This window comes from Stenotrophomonas sp. Nf1, assembly GCF_003028475.1.
In the GTDB taxonomy this organism is placed as follows: Bacteria; Pseudomonadota; Gammaproteobacteria; order Xanthomonadales; family Xanthomonadaceae; genus Stenotrophomonas.
The window spans coordinates 482,278-497,796 of record NZ_PYTV01000002.1 but is presented as its reverse complement, the minus strand read 5'-3'; the positions used below and the strand labels follow the sequence as shown (position 1 = coordinate 497,796).

Here is a 15,519-nt window from a genome sequence, read left to right as displayed (position 1 = left end):
GCGGCCCGGCATCGCGGAAACGTCTACAGGGGGAATGACATGAATCAGCATCGCATCGCCCGCGCCGGCCAGCTTGCCGCCGCGCTGGGCCTGGTACTGGGAATCGGCCTGCTGGCCGCCTGCCGCAGCCACGCACCGGCCGCTGACGGCCCGGCCGAAGCCACCGCCGTGCACTTCCCGGAGGCATCGAAGGCCTCGCTGAAAGAAGGTATCTATCCGGACGTTGCCGACCTGCGCCGTTTCGCGCCGGGCATGAGCAAGCGTCAGCTCTACACGCTGTTGGGGACGCCGCATTTCAATGAAGGCATGTGGGGTGTGCGCGAGTGGAACTACCTGTTCAACTTCCGCACGGCGCAGGGCGCGGAGTACTTCACCTGCCAGTTCCAGGTGCGCTTCGACAGCAAGGGCATTGCCCAGGGCGGCTACTGGAAGCCCGAATCATGCGCCGCCGTGCTCGAGCCGCCGCGGCCCCCGGCGCCGCCTCCGCCGCCTCCGGCGCCGCTGCCGGAACAGCCCCTGCGCTTGTCTGCCGATGCATTGTTCGGCTTCGACAGCGCGGTGCTGAGCAGCGAAGGGCAACAGGCCGTGCAGGGCATCCTGGCGCAGGTGCGTGAGGCCAGCCAGGTGCAGTCCATCCGCGTGACCGGCTATACCGATCGCATCGGCAGTGCCAGCTACAACCAGGCGTTGTCACTGCGCCGCGCCGAGGCGGTACGCAGCGCCCTGGTGCAGGGCGGGGTGCCGGCCGCCAGCATCAGCGCCGAAGGGCGTGGCGCGGCCGACCCGATGGTGCAATGCGCGCAGCGCAACCGCCGCGAACTGATTGCCTGCCTGGCGCCGAACCGGCGGGTGCAGATTGCCGGGGTCGCGCAGCCTCGTTGACGTCCTGTGCCGGGGCAGTGCCCCGGCATCCCGAGTCCCCCTGAATCGCCGGCAGGTCGTGGCAACGTCTCCCCCGTCTTCCACGCCTGCCGGCGGCTCAGGTTTTCATACGGTGCACGCCATGAACGCCCAATTCCTGCCCCTTGCCATGAAGACGGAAACGACGCTGAGCGTGTACGGCCAACTCGGCAACCATGCGGTGGTGCGCATTCCCGGGCGGCGCCTGCCGGGCCTGATCCTGCAGGCCGATACCGTGGCCGGGTTCCTCGCCCAGCTGCAGGAGGCGCAGGCCTGCCTGCGCAGTGGCCGCGCACAACGCACCGATGCCGAGCTGGACATGCTGATCGACGTGCTGCAGCAGTGGTATGCGCTGATCGAATCGCGCCTGGCCGACGCCGGCGAGGCGCTGTAGAACAAAAAGGGGACGGAGGGGATTAAGTCGTTCTCGGCGCAACTGGGCCATCAACGACTTAATCCCCTCCGTCCCCTTTTTCGTGTCAGGCGCGTGCGCGGATCAACCAGCAGGCGGCGTCCACGCGCACGCGGTCGCCCTCGACGAACGGTGCGAATGCCGCCAGTGCCTGGTCGCGCAGCGCGGCGGCCTGCGCTTCGGGCAGTGCCCGCAGCGCCTGGCCCACCGGGCCCAGCTGGCCGACGTAGGCCGGCAGATCCTCGCGCGCCATCGAGCACGGCACCTCAACCGCCACCACCTCGGCCTGCTTCCAGCCAGACACCTGAAGCAGGTGCCGCACGCGCTGGCCATCGGCAAAGGCGAACTGTCCCGGCGCGCCTGCTATCCGTGGCGGCAGTGCCAGTGCAGTGCCCACTGCGCGCTCGGCGGTGGTCATGAACGGGTTTTCGTCGGCGCCGCGCCAGGCGATGAAGCGCAGGCCGGCGCCGGGCCGTGCGGCGCGATGCAGGTTGCTGAAGGCTGCGGCGGTGTCCTCGAAGAACATCACGCCCAGCCGTGACTGGATCCAATCGAAGTGCGCGGACGGCAACGGGTGCCGCTCGGCATCGGCCACGATGAAGTCTGCCTCCAGCCCGGCCCTGTCCGCACGCTGCCGGGCCAGCGCCAGCATGGGTGCGGAGATGTCCAGGCCGGTGCAGTGGGCAGACGGGCGGGCAGTGGCTGCGGCCAGCAGGCTGGCACCGGTACCGCAGCCGACATCCAGCAGCTGCGTGACGGTCTGCGGCAACTCGGCGGCGAGCAGGTCGGCCATCGGTTGGAACAGGCCATCAAGGATGGCCTGCTGGGTGACCCAGACCTGGCCTCCTGGGCCGTTCCACAGGGCGTTCTGATCAACAGGGGGTGTACGGGTCATGGCCTTGTCTCGGCAGGAACTTGCCCATAGCTTGGCGGTTGAAGGCGACTTGAGGTCAAGCCCATGCGTGAACTGGATATCGGCGAGGTGGTACGGCGCAGCGGCGTGCCGGCCTCGACCCTGCGCTACTACGAACAGTTGGGATTGCTGCAGACCCTGGGCCGTCGCGGCCTGCGCCGGCAATACGACGAGCAGGTGCTGGAACGGTTGGCGCTGATCGGCCTGGGCCAGGCGGCCGGACTGTCGTTGCAGCAGATTGGGCTGTCGTTGCCGCAGCAGGGTTGCATCACCCTGGACCGTGACGCATTGCTGGCGCAGGCCGAGCTGCTGCAGCGACAGATCACTCAGTTGCAGCGGGTCCGTCGCCACCTTCAGCGCGCTGCCGCCTGCCCGCAGGCACACGATGCCCGCCAGTGCAGTTCGTTCCGGAAACTGCTGCGCGCGCAGCAGCGCATGGGTGGGTGAGCGAACAGCATCCACGCATGGCGTGGATCTACTGCCATCGCCAGAATGCATCCATCCCGCACACGACCTCGGTAGATCCACGCCATGCGTGGATGAATCAATCGCGGGTGCTGACTTCCCACGTGGCATGCAGCACGCCCGGTACCTGTTCCATCCGCGCCAGCACCACGTCCAGCTCGTCGGCACTGACCGCCGTGCTGACCAGCACCGCGATCACGTCGGTAGGCGCATCGGCATGCTCGACCACCTGCACATCACCGACCGGGTACTGCGCCGCTTCGAGTGCGTCGACCAGACGCTCGCGCACCCGCGGCACGGCCTCGGCGTCCACGCTGAGACGGACTTCATAGGTGGCTTCGGTGGCAGCTTCATTGATCGGAATGCGGTTGATCGCATTCACCAGTGGTCGCAGCAGGGTGTTGCCGGCGATGACCAGCACGGTCAGCAGCACGCCCTCGGCCAGCATGTCCGCACCGGTACAGCTGCCCACCGCCGCCGAACACCACAATGTGGCGGCGGTGTTCAAGCCGCGCACGTTCATGCCTTCCTTCATGATCACGCCGGCGCCGAGGAAGCCGACCCCGGAGACCACATAGGAAATGACCCGCACCGCCTCGGCGCTGCCGGCGATGCGCATTCCGAGGTCGACGAAGGCGGCGGCGCCCACCGCCACCAGCACGTTGGTGCGCAGCCCGGCGGTGCGCTGCCGGTACTGGCGCTCGGCGCCGATCAGCGTGCCCAGCACGAAGGCGGCCAGCAGGCTGACCACGGTGTCGGCGAAGGGGCCGGCCTGGAAGGTTTCAATGAAGCGCATGGCCCGGAGTCTACTCCGCCGACGTGACAGTAGATCCACGCCACGCGTGGATATCGGGATGCGCCAGAAACGACGTAATCCCCTCCGTCCCCTTTTTCGGGGTCAGTCGGTGTCCTCGACGCGCTCGCCCATCAGCTCGCGTTGGCGCTTGTCCAGTTCCTCGGCGTAGCGCTTGCGCACGAAGGCTTCGGAGACCACGCCCAGCACCTGGCCGTCGGCGCCGACCACGGCCAGTTCGTCGGCCTGGGTCTGGTCGAAGCGCTGCATCACGCTGACCACGTCGGAGGAGGGCGCCAGCGAGATATCGCGGTTCTGCGCCAGTTCGCCGATCGGTGTGTCGGGCTTCACGCCGTCACCATAGGCATGCGGAATCTGCACGATGCCTGCGTAGTGGCCTTCGCTGTCGATCAGGACCACCCGGGTGCCCGAGCCCAGCGGAAAGCGCTGGCGGAACGCGGCGGTGTCGAGGTCGGACGGGGCGGTGGCTACGCCCTTGCGCATCAGTCGGCCAGCATTGAGGTTCTGCACCCAACCGACATCGCGGGCGCTCTTGATGGTTTCGCCGCGCAGGTGCATGCGCCAGGTCGAGAACGAATAACCGAACCATTGCCGCACCAGCGTGCTGGAGACCAGCACCGCGCTCATCACCACGCTGGACAGCAGGAAGTCGTGGGTGCCTTCCAGCACCAGCATGGCCATGGTCATCGGTGCGCCGACCACGGCCGCCGCCAGTGCAGCCATGCCGGCAAGGGCGGCCGAGGTGGCATCGACCACCGGCACGCCGGCGGCCATGCCCAGCAGGCCGGCGAACAGCGCGCCCACCAGCGTGCCCATGAACAGCGAAGCGAAGAACAGGCCGCCGCGGAAGCCGAAGCCGAGCGAGATGCCCGAGGCCAGGCACTTCAGGGTCAGCAGGCCGCCGATCCAGATCAATGGCAGGTGGGTGGTCAGGTCCAGGTGCAGCGCGCCATGTCCGGACGACAGCACCTGCGGGCTGGCCAGCGCCAACGGAATCAGCAGCAGTCCGCCAACCACCGGCCGTCCCCACGCGGGCAGCGGGCTGCGCTTGACCGTGCCTTCGATCGAGGCGATCAGCCGCATGATGGCAATGCCGACCATCGCGCAGCAGCAGCCGAGCAGGCCGTAGATGGCGTAGTCGGCGGCGCGCACGTCGATGGTCGAGGCGGCAGGCAGCAGGTAGGCCTCGATGCCGGCCTGGTCGGCCACGAAGGCGCCGGCCAGCGCGGCGACCGCCACCGGTGCCAGCGCAGCGGGGGTATAGGCGCCGATGACGATCTCGAACGCATAGAACGCGCCCGCCAGCGGCGCACCGAATGCGGCGGCGATGGCACCGGCGGCACCGGCGCCGACCAGGATGCGCACATCGTTACGACGCAGGCGCATCACCCGGCCCAATTGCGAACCGCTGCCGGCACCCATCTGCGTGTACGAAGCCTCCAGCCCGACCGACGCGCCGCAGCCGTTGGACAGCAGGGTCTGGGTCAGCACGATCAGGTTGTCGCGCATCGACATGCGGCCACCGTGCAACGCATTGGCTTCCACCGCGTCGAGCAGGGGGCGCTTGAGCCGGGTCGCCGCCAGGCTGACCAGGCCGACCAACAGGCCGCCCAGGGGCAGCACCAGCAGCGCAGTCCAGGTCAGCGAGGGCAGCGAGCTCAGGCGCATGCCGTCGTCCAGCCCGTACAGCGCGCCCTGCAGCCAGCGTGCGAGGCCCGACTGCAGCAGGGTCAGGTAGCCGGCAATCAGCCCGACCAGCAGCGCCAGTGCGATGAACCACAGGTCACTGCCGCGCAGGCGCAGGCGCAGGCCCTGGAAGGCCAGATGCAGGCGCGATGGCGAAACGGGCGATGACATGGTGGCGGCATGATACGCCGCCACCGTGAGTGCCACCGTCACCGCATCGGGCGGCTACCGGCTCAGAAGCGGTAGCGTCCCTGCACGTAGAAGGTGCGCGGCGCGGCCACCATGCGGCCGGCATTGCCATCGACGTTGCGGGTGTACCAGCGCTTGTCGGCCAGGTTGTTCACGCCCAGCGCGATCTCGCTGTCGCCCAGCCCCGGCACCTGCCAGGCCACCTGTGCATTCCACAGGCGCACGCCGGGCACGCGGCCCACGCGCGCATCGGCGGTCTCGGCCCAGGTGTTGGCGGCATCGGAGAACTGACCACTCTGGTGGGTGCTGGAGACGTTGAAGGTCCAGCCGGCCAGGGCGTAGCGGGCGCCGACGCTGTCGGTATCGCGCGAGTAGAACGGCACATCCAGGCCGCGGTTGTCGCCGGACTGCTGGATCGCCTTGGTCCAGGTGTAGTTGGCGTACAGCTCCAGCCCGGCCAGCGCGCTGTCTTCGGCGAAGTGGTACTCCAAGGCACTCTCAACGCCCTTGTGGTCGGTGGCGCCGATGTTCTGGAAGGTCGGCGGGGTGATGCCCGGCACCTGCAGGATCTGGTTGTCGAAGCGCATCTTGAACACGGTCACTTCCGCGCGCAGCGCGCCATCCTGCCAGCGCGCACCCAGCTCGGTGGTCTTGGCCACTTCCGGGTTCAGCGGGTTGCTGGCCGTCTGCGAATTGAGCTGGATGTTCTGCACCGGCCCGAACGAGGTGGTGTAGTTGCCGAACACGGTCAGCTGCGGGGTCAGCAGGTAGGCGATGTTGAGCGAGGGCAGCGCCTTGTCGTTGCGGCTGCTGAAGGTGGCCGTACCGCCGGCCTGGCGGCGGTCCATGTCGATCCACTCCATGCGCACACCGGGGGTGATCCGCCACTGGCCGACGGCGATGCGGTCGTCGATGTAGAAGGCGTGCGCATCGGTGGCGTTGTCGAAGCGGGTGGTGGCACTGGCCGCGCCGGTGCGGCGGGTGACGGTGTAGCTGCGGTCGTTGCCGCGCTCGCGCAGGAAGCGGTAGCCGGCGGTGATGTCATGCACCGTGCTGCCCCAGTGCAGGCGCTGGGTGTAGCGCGGCTCGATGCCAAGCACGCGGTAGTCGCGCGGCTGCACGGTCAGCTGGGTGTTTGCGGCGTTGATCAGCGAGCTGGCGCGGGTGCTTTCGTTGTAATAGGCCAGCACCTCGAACTCGCTGTTGGCCGACAACGTGTTGGTGTAGCCCAGATCGATGCCGGTGCGGTGGCCCTTCCAGAAGTCGGTCGGCCGGGTGTTCTGGAACGGATCGGCTTCGAACTGCGCACGGGTCAGGCCGCCCGGGGTCAACGAGCGCACGTCGTAGTAGGACAGCTTGGCGCGCAGTTCCTGCTGTTCGTCGATGGCGTAGGCGAACTTCAGCGCCAGATCGTTGAAGCGGTCATCGCTGCCCTGGCGCCAGCCGCGGCCATCCTGGCCGGAGTAGAGCAGGGCGGCGCCCAGCCCCTTGTCGCCGGTGCCGCCGAGGAAGGCGTTGTACTGGGTGCTGTCACCGCCGCCGTGGTCGTAGGCGGTGTAACGCACGCCGGCTTCGCCGTGCAGGCCGGCCCCGGTGGGAATGGCACGGGTGCTGAAGTTGATGATGCCGCCCACGTTCTGCGGGCCGTAGCGCACCGCGCCGCCACCGCGTACGACGTCGATCGACTCGATGTTGGACAGGCTGGTCGGCGCGAACGACAGCTGCGGCTGGCCATACGGCGCCACTGCCAGCGGCACGCCATCGAGCAGCACGGTCGAGCGCGGCGAGTAGCGGCCGGTGAGGCCGCGCACGCCGATGTTCAGCGAGACCGAACTGCCGGCGGTGCCGGAGTTGTCGGTGACCTGCACGCCGGGGATGCGGCGCATGGCATCGCCGAGGCTGGCCGCGCCGCTGGCCTCGATGCGCTGGCGGTCGACCACGGTGCGCGCGCCGGCGAAGCTCTTGACGCTGTCATGCAGGCCGGTGCCCAGCCAGCTGCCGGAGACCTGGATGCTGTCCAGCGTGGTGGCGCCGTCCTGGGCAAGGGCGGTGGCGGCCGGGAGCAGACACAGGGCGAGAGCGGCGGCCAGCGGCAGGCGGGCCGGTTGCGGGGCGTGGGTGGGCATCGGTGCAGGTCGTGGAAGGTCGTAAATGAGAATTATTGCTGATTCCATTCGCCAATGGAATGCGTCACCGGTTCATCCCGATGCCCGGGTGGTAAAGTTCGGGATTGCTTCCTGACCCGCTGAGATCCGCCATGTCCCAAGCTCCCTTCTACCCCGTCGGAACCCCTGGCCAGCCGTGGGGAGCGGCGGAACGGGAGGCGTGGCGCGGTCGCCAGCAGCGCCTGCGTCGCTATGACGAGGAGGTGCTGCCGCGCATCGAGGCGCTGGCCGCGCGCTTCGACAAGGTGGCCTATGGCCAGCTCGACTACGCCGGCGAGACCTACACCCTGTTCGCCCTGCGCAGCCGCGACTGGAACCCGGCGTTGCCGGCCGCGCTGGTCACCGGCGGTGTGCATGGCTACGAAACCAGCGGCGTGATGGGCGCGCTGGAGTTCCTCGAGAAGCACGCCGCCGACTATGCCGGCAAGGCCAACCTGCTGGTGGCGCCGTGCGTGAACCCTTGGGGTTTCGAGCGCATCAACCGCTGGAACTTCGATGCGATTGATCCGAACCGCAATTTCCGCAGCGATGGCCCGGCGCGTGAATCGACCGCCGTCATCGACCTGATTGCGCCGTACCAGGGCCAGTTCGTGCTGCATATCGATCTGCACGAAACCACCGACAGTGACGAGAGCGAGTTCCGCCCGGCGCTGGCGGCGCGCGACGGCAAGCCGTTCGAACCGGGCCTGATTCCCGATGGCTTCTACCTGGTGGACGACAGCGAGAACCCGCAGCCGGCCTTCCAGCAGGCGGTGATCGCCGCGGTGGAGAAGGTGACCCATATCGCGCCGGCCGACGACAAGGGCGAGATCATCGGTTCGCCGGTGGTCGCCCACGGCGTGATCGAGTACCCGCTGGTGAAGCTGGGCCTGTGTGCCGGCATTACCGGTGCAACGTACACCACCACCACCGAGGTCTACCCGGACAGCCCGCGCGCCACCCCGCAGCAGTGCAATGACGCGCAGGTCGCGGCGGTGTGCGCGTCGCTGGACTACGCGCTGGCGCATCGTTGATCGGATAACCGGCATCCCATCCACGCGTGGCGTGGATCTACCAGGCTCTCAGTAGATCCACGCCATGCGTGGATGGCGCGATGGTGGGGGTGTCACCCCAACGCGTCGGCCCACCAGAGGGCGGCCGGCCCCGGCGGCGTGTCGCGGCGCCACAGCAGGTCGCTGTGGATGCGTCGCGGCCAGCCGGGCAGGGTCAATTCCACCAGCTGCCCGCGGTCGTAGCGCTGTACCAGCGCGCGTGGCAGCTCGGCCCAGCCGATGCCGTCCTCGGCCATCTCCATCACCATCAGGTAATCGGTGGCGGTCCAGGCCAGCCCGGTAACCGCCCGCGCAGGGTCGACCTCGGCGCTCAACCGCACCTGCCGGTGCCGTGCCAGCTGGGCAGCGGCGCGACGGCCGGCGTCGGCGAGCGGATGGCCGCGTGCCACATACACCGACAGTTCGCTGTGATGGGCCAACGGCCGTGCCACCAGGCCGTCCGGATAGTGTTCCTGTCGCGGTAACAGGCCGAGCGCGGCGCGGCGGCTGCCGACCAGCTCCAGCACGTCATCGCCTTCGGCATCCAGCCATTCCAGTTCGATCTCCGGGAACGCCTCGGCAAAGCGCTGCAACACATGCTGCGCCGGATCGAGCTGGTACACATCGGAGAACGCCACGGTCAGCCGCGCTTCAACCGGCGCCGCCAGCCGCACGCTCAACTGCTGCAGCCGTGCATCGGCGGCGAGGATTTCCTGTGCGTGGCCCAGCACCTGGCGCCCGGCCTCGGTCAGCTGCGGGTAGCGTCCGCTGCGGTCGAACAGGCTCACGCCCAGGTCGGCCTCCAGGTGGGCGATGGCGGTGCTGACCGTCGACTGGGTCTTGCGCAGGCGGCGCGCCGCAGCCGAGAACGAGCCCAGCGCTGCCGCTTCGACGAACGCCTGCAGGGATTCAGGGGAATAGGGCATTGATCCATCGCTCCTTTCGATGGAATCCATTTTGAATCGACCGTAAAAGACGATGATACTGGCCGCCGTCGCCCCTGTCAGCGGGGCGTTCCGGATCATCCACGCATGGCGTGGATCTACTGATGGCGGGGCGCGGTCCCCGTCCCGCAAGGAGTTTCACATGCCCCGTACTGTTCCCGCCCGTGGCGCGCTGGTCGCCTGGGCCTGCCTTACCGTGGCGATCGTCGCCGAAGTGGTCGGCACCTCGTTCATGGCCCATGCCGCCCGCGACGGCGGCTGGACCGGCTACTTGATCATGGCCGGCGCGCTGGCGCTGTCCTATTACTTCCTGGCCCTGTCGGTGCGCCGCATCGCAGTCGGTGTCGCCTACGCAGTGTGGGAAGGCCTGGGCCTGACACTGTTGACCGTGGTTGGCCTGACCGTGTTCGGCGAGAGCCTGTCGCTGCAGCAGCTGGCTGGCCTGGTGCTGGCGGTGGTCGGCATCGTCTGTGTCACCCTCGGGGAGGCGCACTGATGAATACCCTCGCCCTGTTTTTCGTGATCTGTTCCGCGCTGATCGACGTCGCCGCCAACATGATGGTGGCCAAGTCGGAGGGCTTCCGCCGCTGGCGCTGGGGTGTCGGCGCGATTGTCATGGTCTGGATCGCCTTCGCCCTGCTGGGCCAGGCGGTGCGGTACATGGACCTGGCCACTGCGTATGCGATGTGGGGTGCGATCGGCGTGATCGGTACCGCCACCTGCGGCCGCCTGCTGTTCGGCAACCGCCTGCGCCCGATCGGCTGGGTCGGCATCGGTCTGGTGACCCTCGCGGTGCTGCTGCTGAGTACGGCGAAGTAACGCTTCGCTGTGCCAACCAAGGTTGGCACCTACAGGTGCTGAGTGCCAACCAAGGTTGGCACCTCCAGGTGCAAGGTTGGCACCTGCCAGAGCGTGAGCCGCAGCAAGCAGGCGCCCCGGAGAGGATCTCCCCGGGGCGTTGCCGTTTCCGACGGGCTCAGAAGCGTGCGGTGAAGTTCAACCGCGTGGTGCGCCCCGGGCCGGGCATCAGGCTCATCGCCAGCGTGTCCATGTAGTAGGTGTTGCGCAGGTTGCTGACCACCAGTTCCACCTCGGCCTTCGGAGTGAACTGCCAGCGCGCGTAGACGTCGTAGATCGCGGTGGGCAGGTAGATGTTCTGCAACCCGGTCGAGCCGGTGATGTTCCAGGGCTTGTCCAGTTCGTGGGTGGGGCCGCTGTTGTAGGTGCGGCGGATACCGGTATCCAGCCGCCTGTCGAACAGGCGCAAGCCCAGCGTGCTGTGGATCGAGTACTTCGGCGGATTCTGCGCGTTGACGAACGAGGTACCGAAGCCACCGTCCACGCAGTCAGGGGTGCCACCGAGATTGTTCCACCTTGAGTGCCGCGCCCGCATGGCTGCGGCGGTGGCCGCGTCGCAGGTGCGCGCGCGCTGGTAGTAACTGGCCGACAGGTCCAGGTAGGCGATGCCGGCGTCATAGCCGGACTGCAGCTCGTAGCCGGACACCGTGTAGTTGTCCACGTTGTCGACGTAGAACGCCCAGTTGCTGGAATCGAAGCGGCGGGTGATCGCGTTGTCGATATCGTTCTTGAACCAGGCCACCTTGAACGCCAGGCGGTCGCCGTCGCGCCACAGGTCCTGCTTGAGCAGGCTGAAGCCGATGTCCCAGGAGCGGTTCTTCTCCGGCTTCAGGTCGGCCACCGGTGCCGAGGTGCTGTTGCCCAGCGTCGATTCGAACAGGCTGGGCATCTTCCAGCCTTGCGCGTACTTCACGTAGAAGAACATGTCCGAATCGAGGTTGAAGCGGGCCTCGGCGTAGGGTGCGAAGCCGTGGCCGGAACGACGGATGGCCGGCTTGTAGCCCCAGGCGGTGGGAATCTGCTTGGTATAGAAGGCATTGGCGCCACGCGGATCGGCAATGAAGCCATCAAAGTCGTAGCTCTGGCCCAGCGTGCTTTCGCCATACGGCGTGGCCCGCAGCGAGTCGTAGGTGTAGTTGCCCTGTGCATCCGGGTACCACTCCTTGTACCAGCCCGGCAGCAGCTGGCCGCCCTTGCTCAGGCGCGCGAAGGTGTAGCGCAGATCGCGCGATTCACTGACGAAGGCGACGCGGTTGCGGTCACGGGTGCGGTAGTCGATGAAGCGACCGCCGGCGGTCAACGACAGCCAATCCCAGGGCTGCCATTGCAGCGAGGCCACGGCACTGGCCTCACGCCGTGTTCCCGAGCGCAGGTAGCGGTTCTTGTTGTAGTCCACCGGCAGTACCGGTGAGTTCGGCGCGGTGTCCTCGTGCTGGAAGGCCGCGCCATAGCGCAGGGTCCAGTCGCCCAGGCGATTGCTGAAGCGGGTGGTGTTGCTGCTGTCCACGCCCCAACGCCGGGTCTTCACGTCCGATTGCAGGCCCGGGGCATAGGTTTCGCCCAGGGTGTCAGGCATTGCATCGCCGGGATAGTTCTTGAACAGCGGGGTATTGACCAGATTGCTGTTGAACATCCGGCTGGTAGCGGTGGTGAACCACAGTGTGCTGCTCAGGTCCAGCCACGGGTGCGTCTCGGGGCGATAGCGCTGGCGCAGCGAGGTGGCATTCACCCGCATCTGGCCCGGCTCGAACTGCGCCATGGTGTTGGCCGGGTCGACATAGGTCACCCACTCGTTGGACTCAGGGACACGTCCGATCGCCGACGGCATGATCTCGCCGAAACTGGAGTTGAAGTAGCGGTGGCTCAGCTCAACGCGCTGGTCGGGGCTGGGTGTCCAGGTGAATTTCAGCAGCGCCGATTCGTTGTCGGTATGCGTGTTCAGCACCTCGTCGCCCGGGTGGTAGATCGTGGATACGGCCTGGCCGGACATGCCGGTGCCCCCGCTGGACAGGTGCTGCTCGTCATAGCGTTCTGCGTCGTTGCGGCCAGCGAAGTAGTTGCCCTGGCGGCGCCGCGCATAGGCGGCCACCAGTTGCCAGTCCTCTCCGCGCTGGGCGAAGGCCACGCTGCCGTTCCAGTCACGCGGGTCACGCAGGCTGTTGCGGTTGTCGCTGCCACGCGCGACCTGCTGGAACACGCGGGTGCGGTCGATGCTGTTGTCGGCCACGCCACCACGCACGCGCAGGCCCCAGGCCTGACCGTCGTCGAGGATGTCATCGACGTTCAGCGTTTCCATGTAGACCACGCCGCCGATCGCGCTGGCGGCGTTGGCGGCCAGGCTCGGTCCCTTCTCGATGCTGACCGAACTGATCAGGTCGGGGTCGAGGTAGCTGCGCTGCTGTACGCCGGCATAGCCGCGGTACACGTCGATGGCCTGCTGGCCGCCGTCGATGATCACCGGTACCCGGTTCTGGCCCTGCAGGCCGCGGATGTTCACGTCCAGCGCACCGCCGTTGCGCACGTCGGCGGTGTGCACGCCGACCGCACCGGCCAGCACATCGCCGATCGACTGGCCGCGGAACCGCTCCAGCTGCTGGCGGTCCAGGTGCACGCGCGAGCCGCTGTCGCGGTAGACCGCATCGGCATCGGCCAGGCCCCACGGCGAGGCGCCTTCGCTGGCCTGGCCGGCCACGCGCAGGGTGCCGATCTGGCGCACGCCGGCGTCGGCGGCAGGTGCGGCCCGCAGCACTACACCGCTGGCATCACGTTGAAAGGTCAGGCCGGTGCCTGCCAGCAGCTGCGCGAGGGCGGCATCGGTGCCCAGCGTGGCGTGCACACCCTGGCTATGGCGGCCACGGGTCAGGCGCGCATCGGCGGCAATCGGCAGGCCGGACTGCTGGCCGAACGCGGTCAGGGCCTGGTCGAGCGGGCCTGCTGGAATCTGCCAGCGCACCGTCGCTGCGGTGTTCTGCGCAACGGCGGTGGCGGGCAGCAGGCAGGGACTGGCCAGGGCCAGGTACAGCGCAATGGCTAGGGGGCGAGGGGAGGGGCAGGGCAGTTTCATGGGGGCGGCAACATCCGCAATGGGTTCCCCTGTACTGCCCGGTGAGCGCGCAAAAGGGGAACCGCGCATCAACGCGGATGTACGACGGTCCACCATGGCCAGCGCTGCTCGATGCGGATCGGCAGCGCACGCGTCAGCAACTGCAGGGCCTGTGCGCTGTGCAGGCGCGGCAGCACCGCAGTGACCTTCAGCGCTGCAACGGCGGGATCGCAGCCGAGGTAGCCGCGATGGTGGCGGGCCAGCTCTTCGACGACGCGGACCAGCCGGGTGTCCTGCACCTGCAGGCGACCGTCCTGCCAATCGCCGCGCAGCGGATCGGGCTCGACCGCTGCAAGCCCGCCCATCGGGCCGATCTGCACGGCGCTGCCGGCGGGCACATCGCGTGCCGTACTGAACTGCGGCAGGCAGCGCACCACGCCTTCAAACACATCCAGGCGGCTGCCCTGTGCCTCGCGGCCTACTGCGAAACGGGTGCCGATCGGTTGCAGGCGGGCGCCGGGCACATGGACGGTCAACCGCAGGCCGGCGAAGGCGGCGGCGTGACCGGTCTGCAACAGCAATTCGCCACGCAGCAGATGCACGGCGCGCTGGCCGTCGCCCATGCGGATCGCCACTTCACTGTCGGCGTTGAGCCACAGCTGGCTGCCATCGGCCAGCGTCCAGTGCCCGGTGCGGCCTGCGGCGGTGCGCTGGGTCTGCAATCCGCGTTGGAGTTGCAGCCCGCGCAGGCCCAGCAACGAGACGCCGCCGATGGCAAGGGCACCGCCCAGGCCACGCAGCGCCTGCCGACGGCGCAGCCCCATGGCGCCCAGTGCCTTCGCTGCGGCGGGGGCTGACAGCGGCGCAAACGATTGCCAGACCGATTCGACCCGGTGCCATGCGTGGGCGTGGCTGGCATCGGCGTGCAGCCAGGCGTGCCAGCGCTGTTGCTCCTCGTCATTCCATCCCTGCTCGCGCAATGCGAACCACTCGGCGGCCTGTTCCAGCGCGGGGCTGGCCAATGCCGTGCTCATGCGCTGGCATCGCCGGACAGGCGCAGGCAATGCAGCATCGCCTGCGCCATGTATTTCTTGACCATCCGTTCGGACACGCCCAGCTGCTGGCCGATCTCCGCATAGCCCAGGCCCGACAGTCGCGCCAGCAGGAAGGCACGCCGTGGCCGCTCGGCCAGCCCGGCCAGCATGTCGGCGATGGCGTGCAGCAGCTGCAGCGCCTGCGCCCGTTCCTCTGCCGAAGGGTGCAACGGCTCGGGTTGGGCAGCCAACGCGGTCAGATAGGCGCGCTCCAGATCCGCGCGCTGCCAGTGGTTGACCAGTAGGGCGTGTGCGATGGTGCTGAGGTAGGCGCGCGGCAGCCGCAGCTGACCCGGGTCAACGCGGCGGCTGAGCAGGCGCAGAAAGGTGTCCTGGGTGAGGTCGGCGGCACACTCGGCGTTATGGGTGCGGCGGCGCAGCCAGCCGAGCAGCCAGCCATGGTGTTCGCGGTAGAACCCCGCCAGCGCGGCGCTGGAGGCGGCGGGCACAGCCATCGGCTTCGGTCATGAATGAGAATGATTCCCATTATAGAGTGATCGCGCGTCGCTCGACAAACATTGCGCAGCGGGCAATGGGGTGGCGGGCCCATTTGCGATGCCCGCTGGGCTCGCCGACACTGCGGTTTTCCGCAGGGAGTGCCACATGTTCAGCCACGTTACCGTTGGGACCAACAACATGGATGTCGCGCATCGCTTCTACGATGCGCTGTTCACCGCGCTGGGCGCACGCCCGGGCGTGTTCGACGACAAGGGGCGTCTGGTCTATTTCAAGGACGGCCGCATGTTCATCGTCACCGCGCCGATCGATGGTCAGCCGGCGTGCCACGCCAACGGCGGCACCATCGGCTTCACCCTGGACAGCGCCGAGGCCGTGCGCGGCTGGCAGGACGCTGGCGTGGCGCAGGGCGGCACTGCCATCGAAGATCCGGCCGGCATCCGTAACATGGCCGGGCGCCAGCTGTTCCTGGCCTACCTGCGCGATCCCGATGGCAACAAGCTGTGTGCGGTGCATGTGATGTCGTGACGCGCAGCGGGCAGGGCGGCG

15 protein-coding genes are annotated in these 15,519 nt (G+C 68.1%); 7 read left to right on the top strand and 8 right to left on the bottom strand.

Annotation, left to right across the window (positions count from 1 at the left end; genetic code table 11):
* Positions 1–39: 39 nt before the first annotated feature.
* Complete coding sequence (locus C9412_RS06105) at positions 40–882, top strand: OmpA family protein (RefSeq protein ID WP_107230803.1); 843 nt, start codon at positions 40–42, stop codon at positions 880–882.
* Positions 883–1,003: 121 nt separating this feature from the next.
* Positions 1,004–1,294, top strand: a complete 291-nt coding sequence (locus C9412_RS06100; protein ID WP_057495982.1) for a hypothetical protein — start codon at positions 1,004–1,006, stop codon at positions 1,292–1,294.
* Positions 1,295–1,379: 85 nt separating this feature from the next.
* Here C9412_RS06100 and C9412_RS06095 read toward each other — a convergent pair whose 3' ends face one another.
* Positions 1,380–2,207, bottom strand: a complete 828-nt coding sequence (locus tag C9412_RS06095) for a class I SAM-dependent methyltransferase (protein WP_107230802.1) — start codon at positions 2,205–2,207, stop codon at positions 1,380–1,382.
* A 63-nt stretch (positions 2,208–2,270) separates the two neighbouring features.
* On the opposite strand from C9412_RS06095, the gene C9412_RS06090 reads away from it, so the two are divergent.
* Positions 2,271–2,672 carry a MerR family transcriptional regulator gene (locus C9412_RS06090; RefSeq protein ID WP_107230801.1) on the top strand — a complete coding sequence of 134 codons (402 nt, stop codon included), beginning with the start codon at positions 2,271–2,273 and terminating at the stop codon, positions 2,670–2,672.
* A gap of 97 nt (positions 2,673–2,769) precedes the next feature.
* Here C9412_RS06090 and C9412_RS06085 read toward each other — a convergent pair whose 3' ends face one another.
* The 3 genes from C9412_RS06085 to C9412_RS06075 all read right to left on the bottom strand — a co-directional run bounded on the left by C9412_RS06085 (position 2,770) and on the right by C9412_RS06075 (position 7,505).
* On the bottom strand, positions 2,770–3,486 hold the full coding sequence (locus C9412_RS06085) for an MgtC/SapB family protein (RefSeq protein WP_057495985.1): 717 nt from the start codon (positions 3,484–3,486) through the stop codon (positions 2,770–2,772).
* A 102-nt stretch (positions 3,487–3,588) separates the two neighbouring features.
* Positions 3,589–5,361: a chloride channel protein gene (locus C9412_RS06080; protein ID WP_258190020.1), complete on the bottom strand. Its 1,773-nt coding sequence runs from the start codon at positions 5,359–5,361 to the stop codon at positions 3,589–3,591.
* A gap of 62 nt (positions 5,362–5,423) precedes the next feature.
* Positions 5,424–7,505, bottom strand: a complete 2,082-nt coding sequence (locus tag C9412_RS06075; protein WP_107230799.1) for a TonB-dependent siderophore receptor — start codon at positions 7,503–7,505, stop codon at positions 5,424–5,426.
* 131 nt (positions 7,506–7,636) lie between these two features.
* On the opposite strand from C9412_RS06075, the gene C9412_RS06070 reads away from it, so the two are divergent.
* Complete coding sequence (locus C9412_RS06070) at positions 7,637–8,557, top strand: M14 family metallocarboxypeptidase (protein ID WP_107230798.1); 921 nt, start codon at positions 7,637–7,639, stop codon at positions 8,555–8,557.
* Between the two features lie 92 nt (positions 8,558–8,649).
* On the opposite strand, the gene C9412_RS06065 is transcribed toward C9412_RS06070, so the two are convergent.
* Positions 8,650–9,501 (bottom strand): LysR family transcriptional regulator, encoded by an 852-nt coding sequence (locus C9412_RS06065; protein ID WP_107230797.1) that lies wholly within the window; start codon positions 9,499–9,501, stop codon positions 8,650–8,652.
* Positions 9,502–9,661: 160 nt separating this feature from the next.
* Between C9412_RS06065 and C9412_RS06060 the strand changes: the two genes are divergently transcribed.
* Positions 9,662–10,015 (top strand): SMR family transporter, encoded by a 354-nt coding sequence (locus C9412_RS06060; protein ID WP_107230796.1) that lies wholly within the window; start codon positions 9,662–9,664, stop codon positions 10,013–10,015.
* Positions 10,015–10,338 (top strand): SMR family transporter, encoded by a 324-nt coding sequence (locus C9412_RS06055; protein WP_107230795.1) that lies wholly within the window; start codon positions 10,015–10,017, stop codon positions 10,336–10,338. Before C9412_RS06060 ends, C9412_RS06055 begins: the two co-directional genes overlap by 1 nt.
* Positions 10,339–10,495: 157 nt before the next feature.
* Here the strand turns inward: C9412_RS06055 and C9412_RS06050 are convergent, their stop codons facing one another.
* The 3 genes from C9412_RS06050 to C9412_RS06040 all read right to left on the bottom strand — a co-directional run bounded on the left by C9412_RS06050 (position 10,496) and on the right by C9412_RS06040 (position 14,969).
* Complete coding sequence (locus tag C9412_RS06050; protein ID WP_107230794.1) at positions 10,496–13,441, bottom strand: TonB-dependent receptor; 2,946 nt, start codon at positions 13,439–13,441, stop codon at positions 10,496–10,498.
* Positions 13,442–13,509: 68 nt separating this feature from the next.
* A complete protein-coding gene (locus tag C9412_RS06045) occupies positions 13,510–14,454 on the bottom strand; it encodes a FecR domain-containing protein (protein WP_107230793.1) in 945 nt (314 codons plus the stop codon).
* The gene (locus C9412_RS06040; protein WP_107230792.1) at positions 14,451–14,969 is read right to left on the bottom strand and encodes a sigma-70 family RNA polymerase sigma factor; all 519 of its coding nucleotides are present in this window, start codon (positions 14,967–14,969) and stop codon (positions 14,451–14,453) included. The genes C9412_RS06045 and C9412_RS06040 overlap by 4 nt, the downstream gene beginning before the upstream one ends.
* A 148-nt stretch (positions 14,970–15,117) precedes the next feature.
* On the opposite strand from C9412_RS06040, the gene C9412_RS06035 reads away from it, so the two are divergent.
* Positions 15,118–15,498, top strand: coding sequence for a VOC family protein (locus tag C9412_RS06035; protein ID WP_107230791.1), 381 nt, complete (start codon positions 15,118–15,120; stop codon positions 15,496–15,498).
* Positions 15,499–15,519: the final 21 nt, after the last annotated feature.

Coding starts and splice junctions, on each gene's coding strand:
- C9412_RS06085 (WP_057495985.1), bottom strand. CDS start 3,486: ATGCGCTTCATTGAAACCTTCCAGGCCGGCCCCTTCGCCGACACCGTG.
- C9412_RS06060 (WP_107230796.1), top strand. CDS start 9,662: ATGCCCCGTACTGTTCCCGCCCGTGGCGCGCTGGTCGCCTGGGCCTGC.
- C9412_RS06055 (WP_107230795.1), top strand. CDS start 10,015: ATGAATACCCTCGCCCTGTTTTTCGTGATCTGTTCCGCGCTGATCGAC.
- C9412_RS06065 (WP_107230797.1), bottom strand. CDS start 9,501: ATGCCCTATTCCCCTGAATCCCTGCAGGCGTTCGTCGAAGCGGCAGCG.
- C9412_RS06040 (WP_107230792.1), bottom strand. CDS start 14,969: ATGGCTGTGCCCGCCGCCTCCAGCGCCGCGCTGGCGGGGTTCTACCGC.
- C9412_RS06095 (WP_107230802.1), bottom strand. CDS start 2,207: ATGACCCGTACACCCCCTGTTGATCAGAACGCCCTGTGGAACGGCCCA.
- C9412_RS06035 (WP_107230791.1), top strand. CDS start 15,118: ATGTTCAGCCACGTTACCGTTGGGACCAACAACATGGATGTCGCGCAT.
- C9412_RS06105 (WP_107230803.1), top strand. CDS start 40: ATGAATCAGCATCGCATCGCCCGCGCCGGCCAGCTTGCCGCCGCGCTG.
- C9412_RS06050 (WP_107230794.1), bottom strand. CDS start 13,441: ATGAAACTGCCCTGCCCCTCCCCTCGCCCCCTAGCCATTGCGCTGTAC.
- C9412_RS06080 (WP_258190020.1), bottom strand. CDS start 5,361: ATGTCATCGCCCGTTTCGCCATCGCGCCTGCATCTGGCCTTCCAGGGC.
- C9412_RS06075 (WP_107230799.1), bottom strand. CDS start 7,505: ATGCCCACCCACGCCCCGCAACCGGCCCGCCTGCCGCTGGCCGCCGCT.
- C9412_RS06100 (WP_057495982.1), top strand. CDS start 1,004: ATGAACGCCCAATTCCTGCCCCTTGCCATGAAGACGGAAACGACGCTG.
- C9412_RS06070 (WP_107230798.1), top strand. CDS start 7,637: ATGTCCCAAGCTCCCTTCTACCCCGTCGGAACCCCTGGCCAGCCGTGG.
- C9412_RS06090 (WP_107230801.1), top strand. CDS start 2,271: ATGCGTGAACTGGATATCGGCGAGGTGGTACGGCGCAGCGGCGTGCCG.
- C9412_RS06045 (WP_107230793.1), bottom strand. CDS start 14,454: ATGAGCACGGCATTGGCCAGCCCCGCGCTGGAACAGGCCGCCGAGTGG.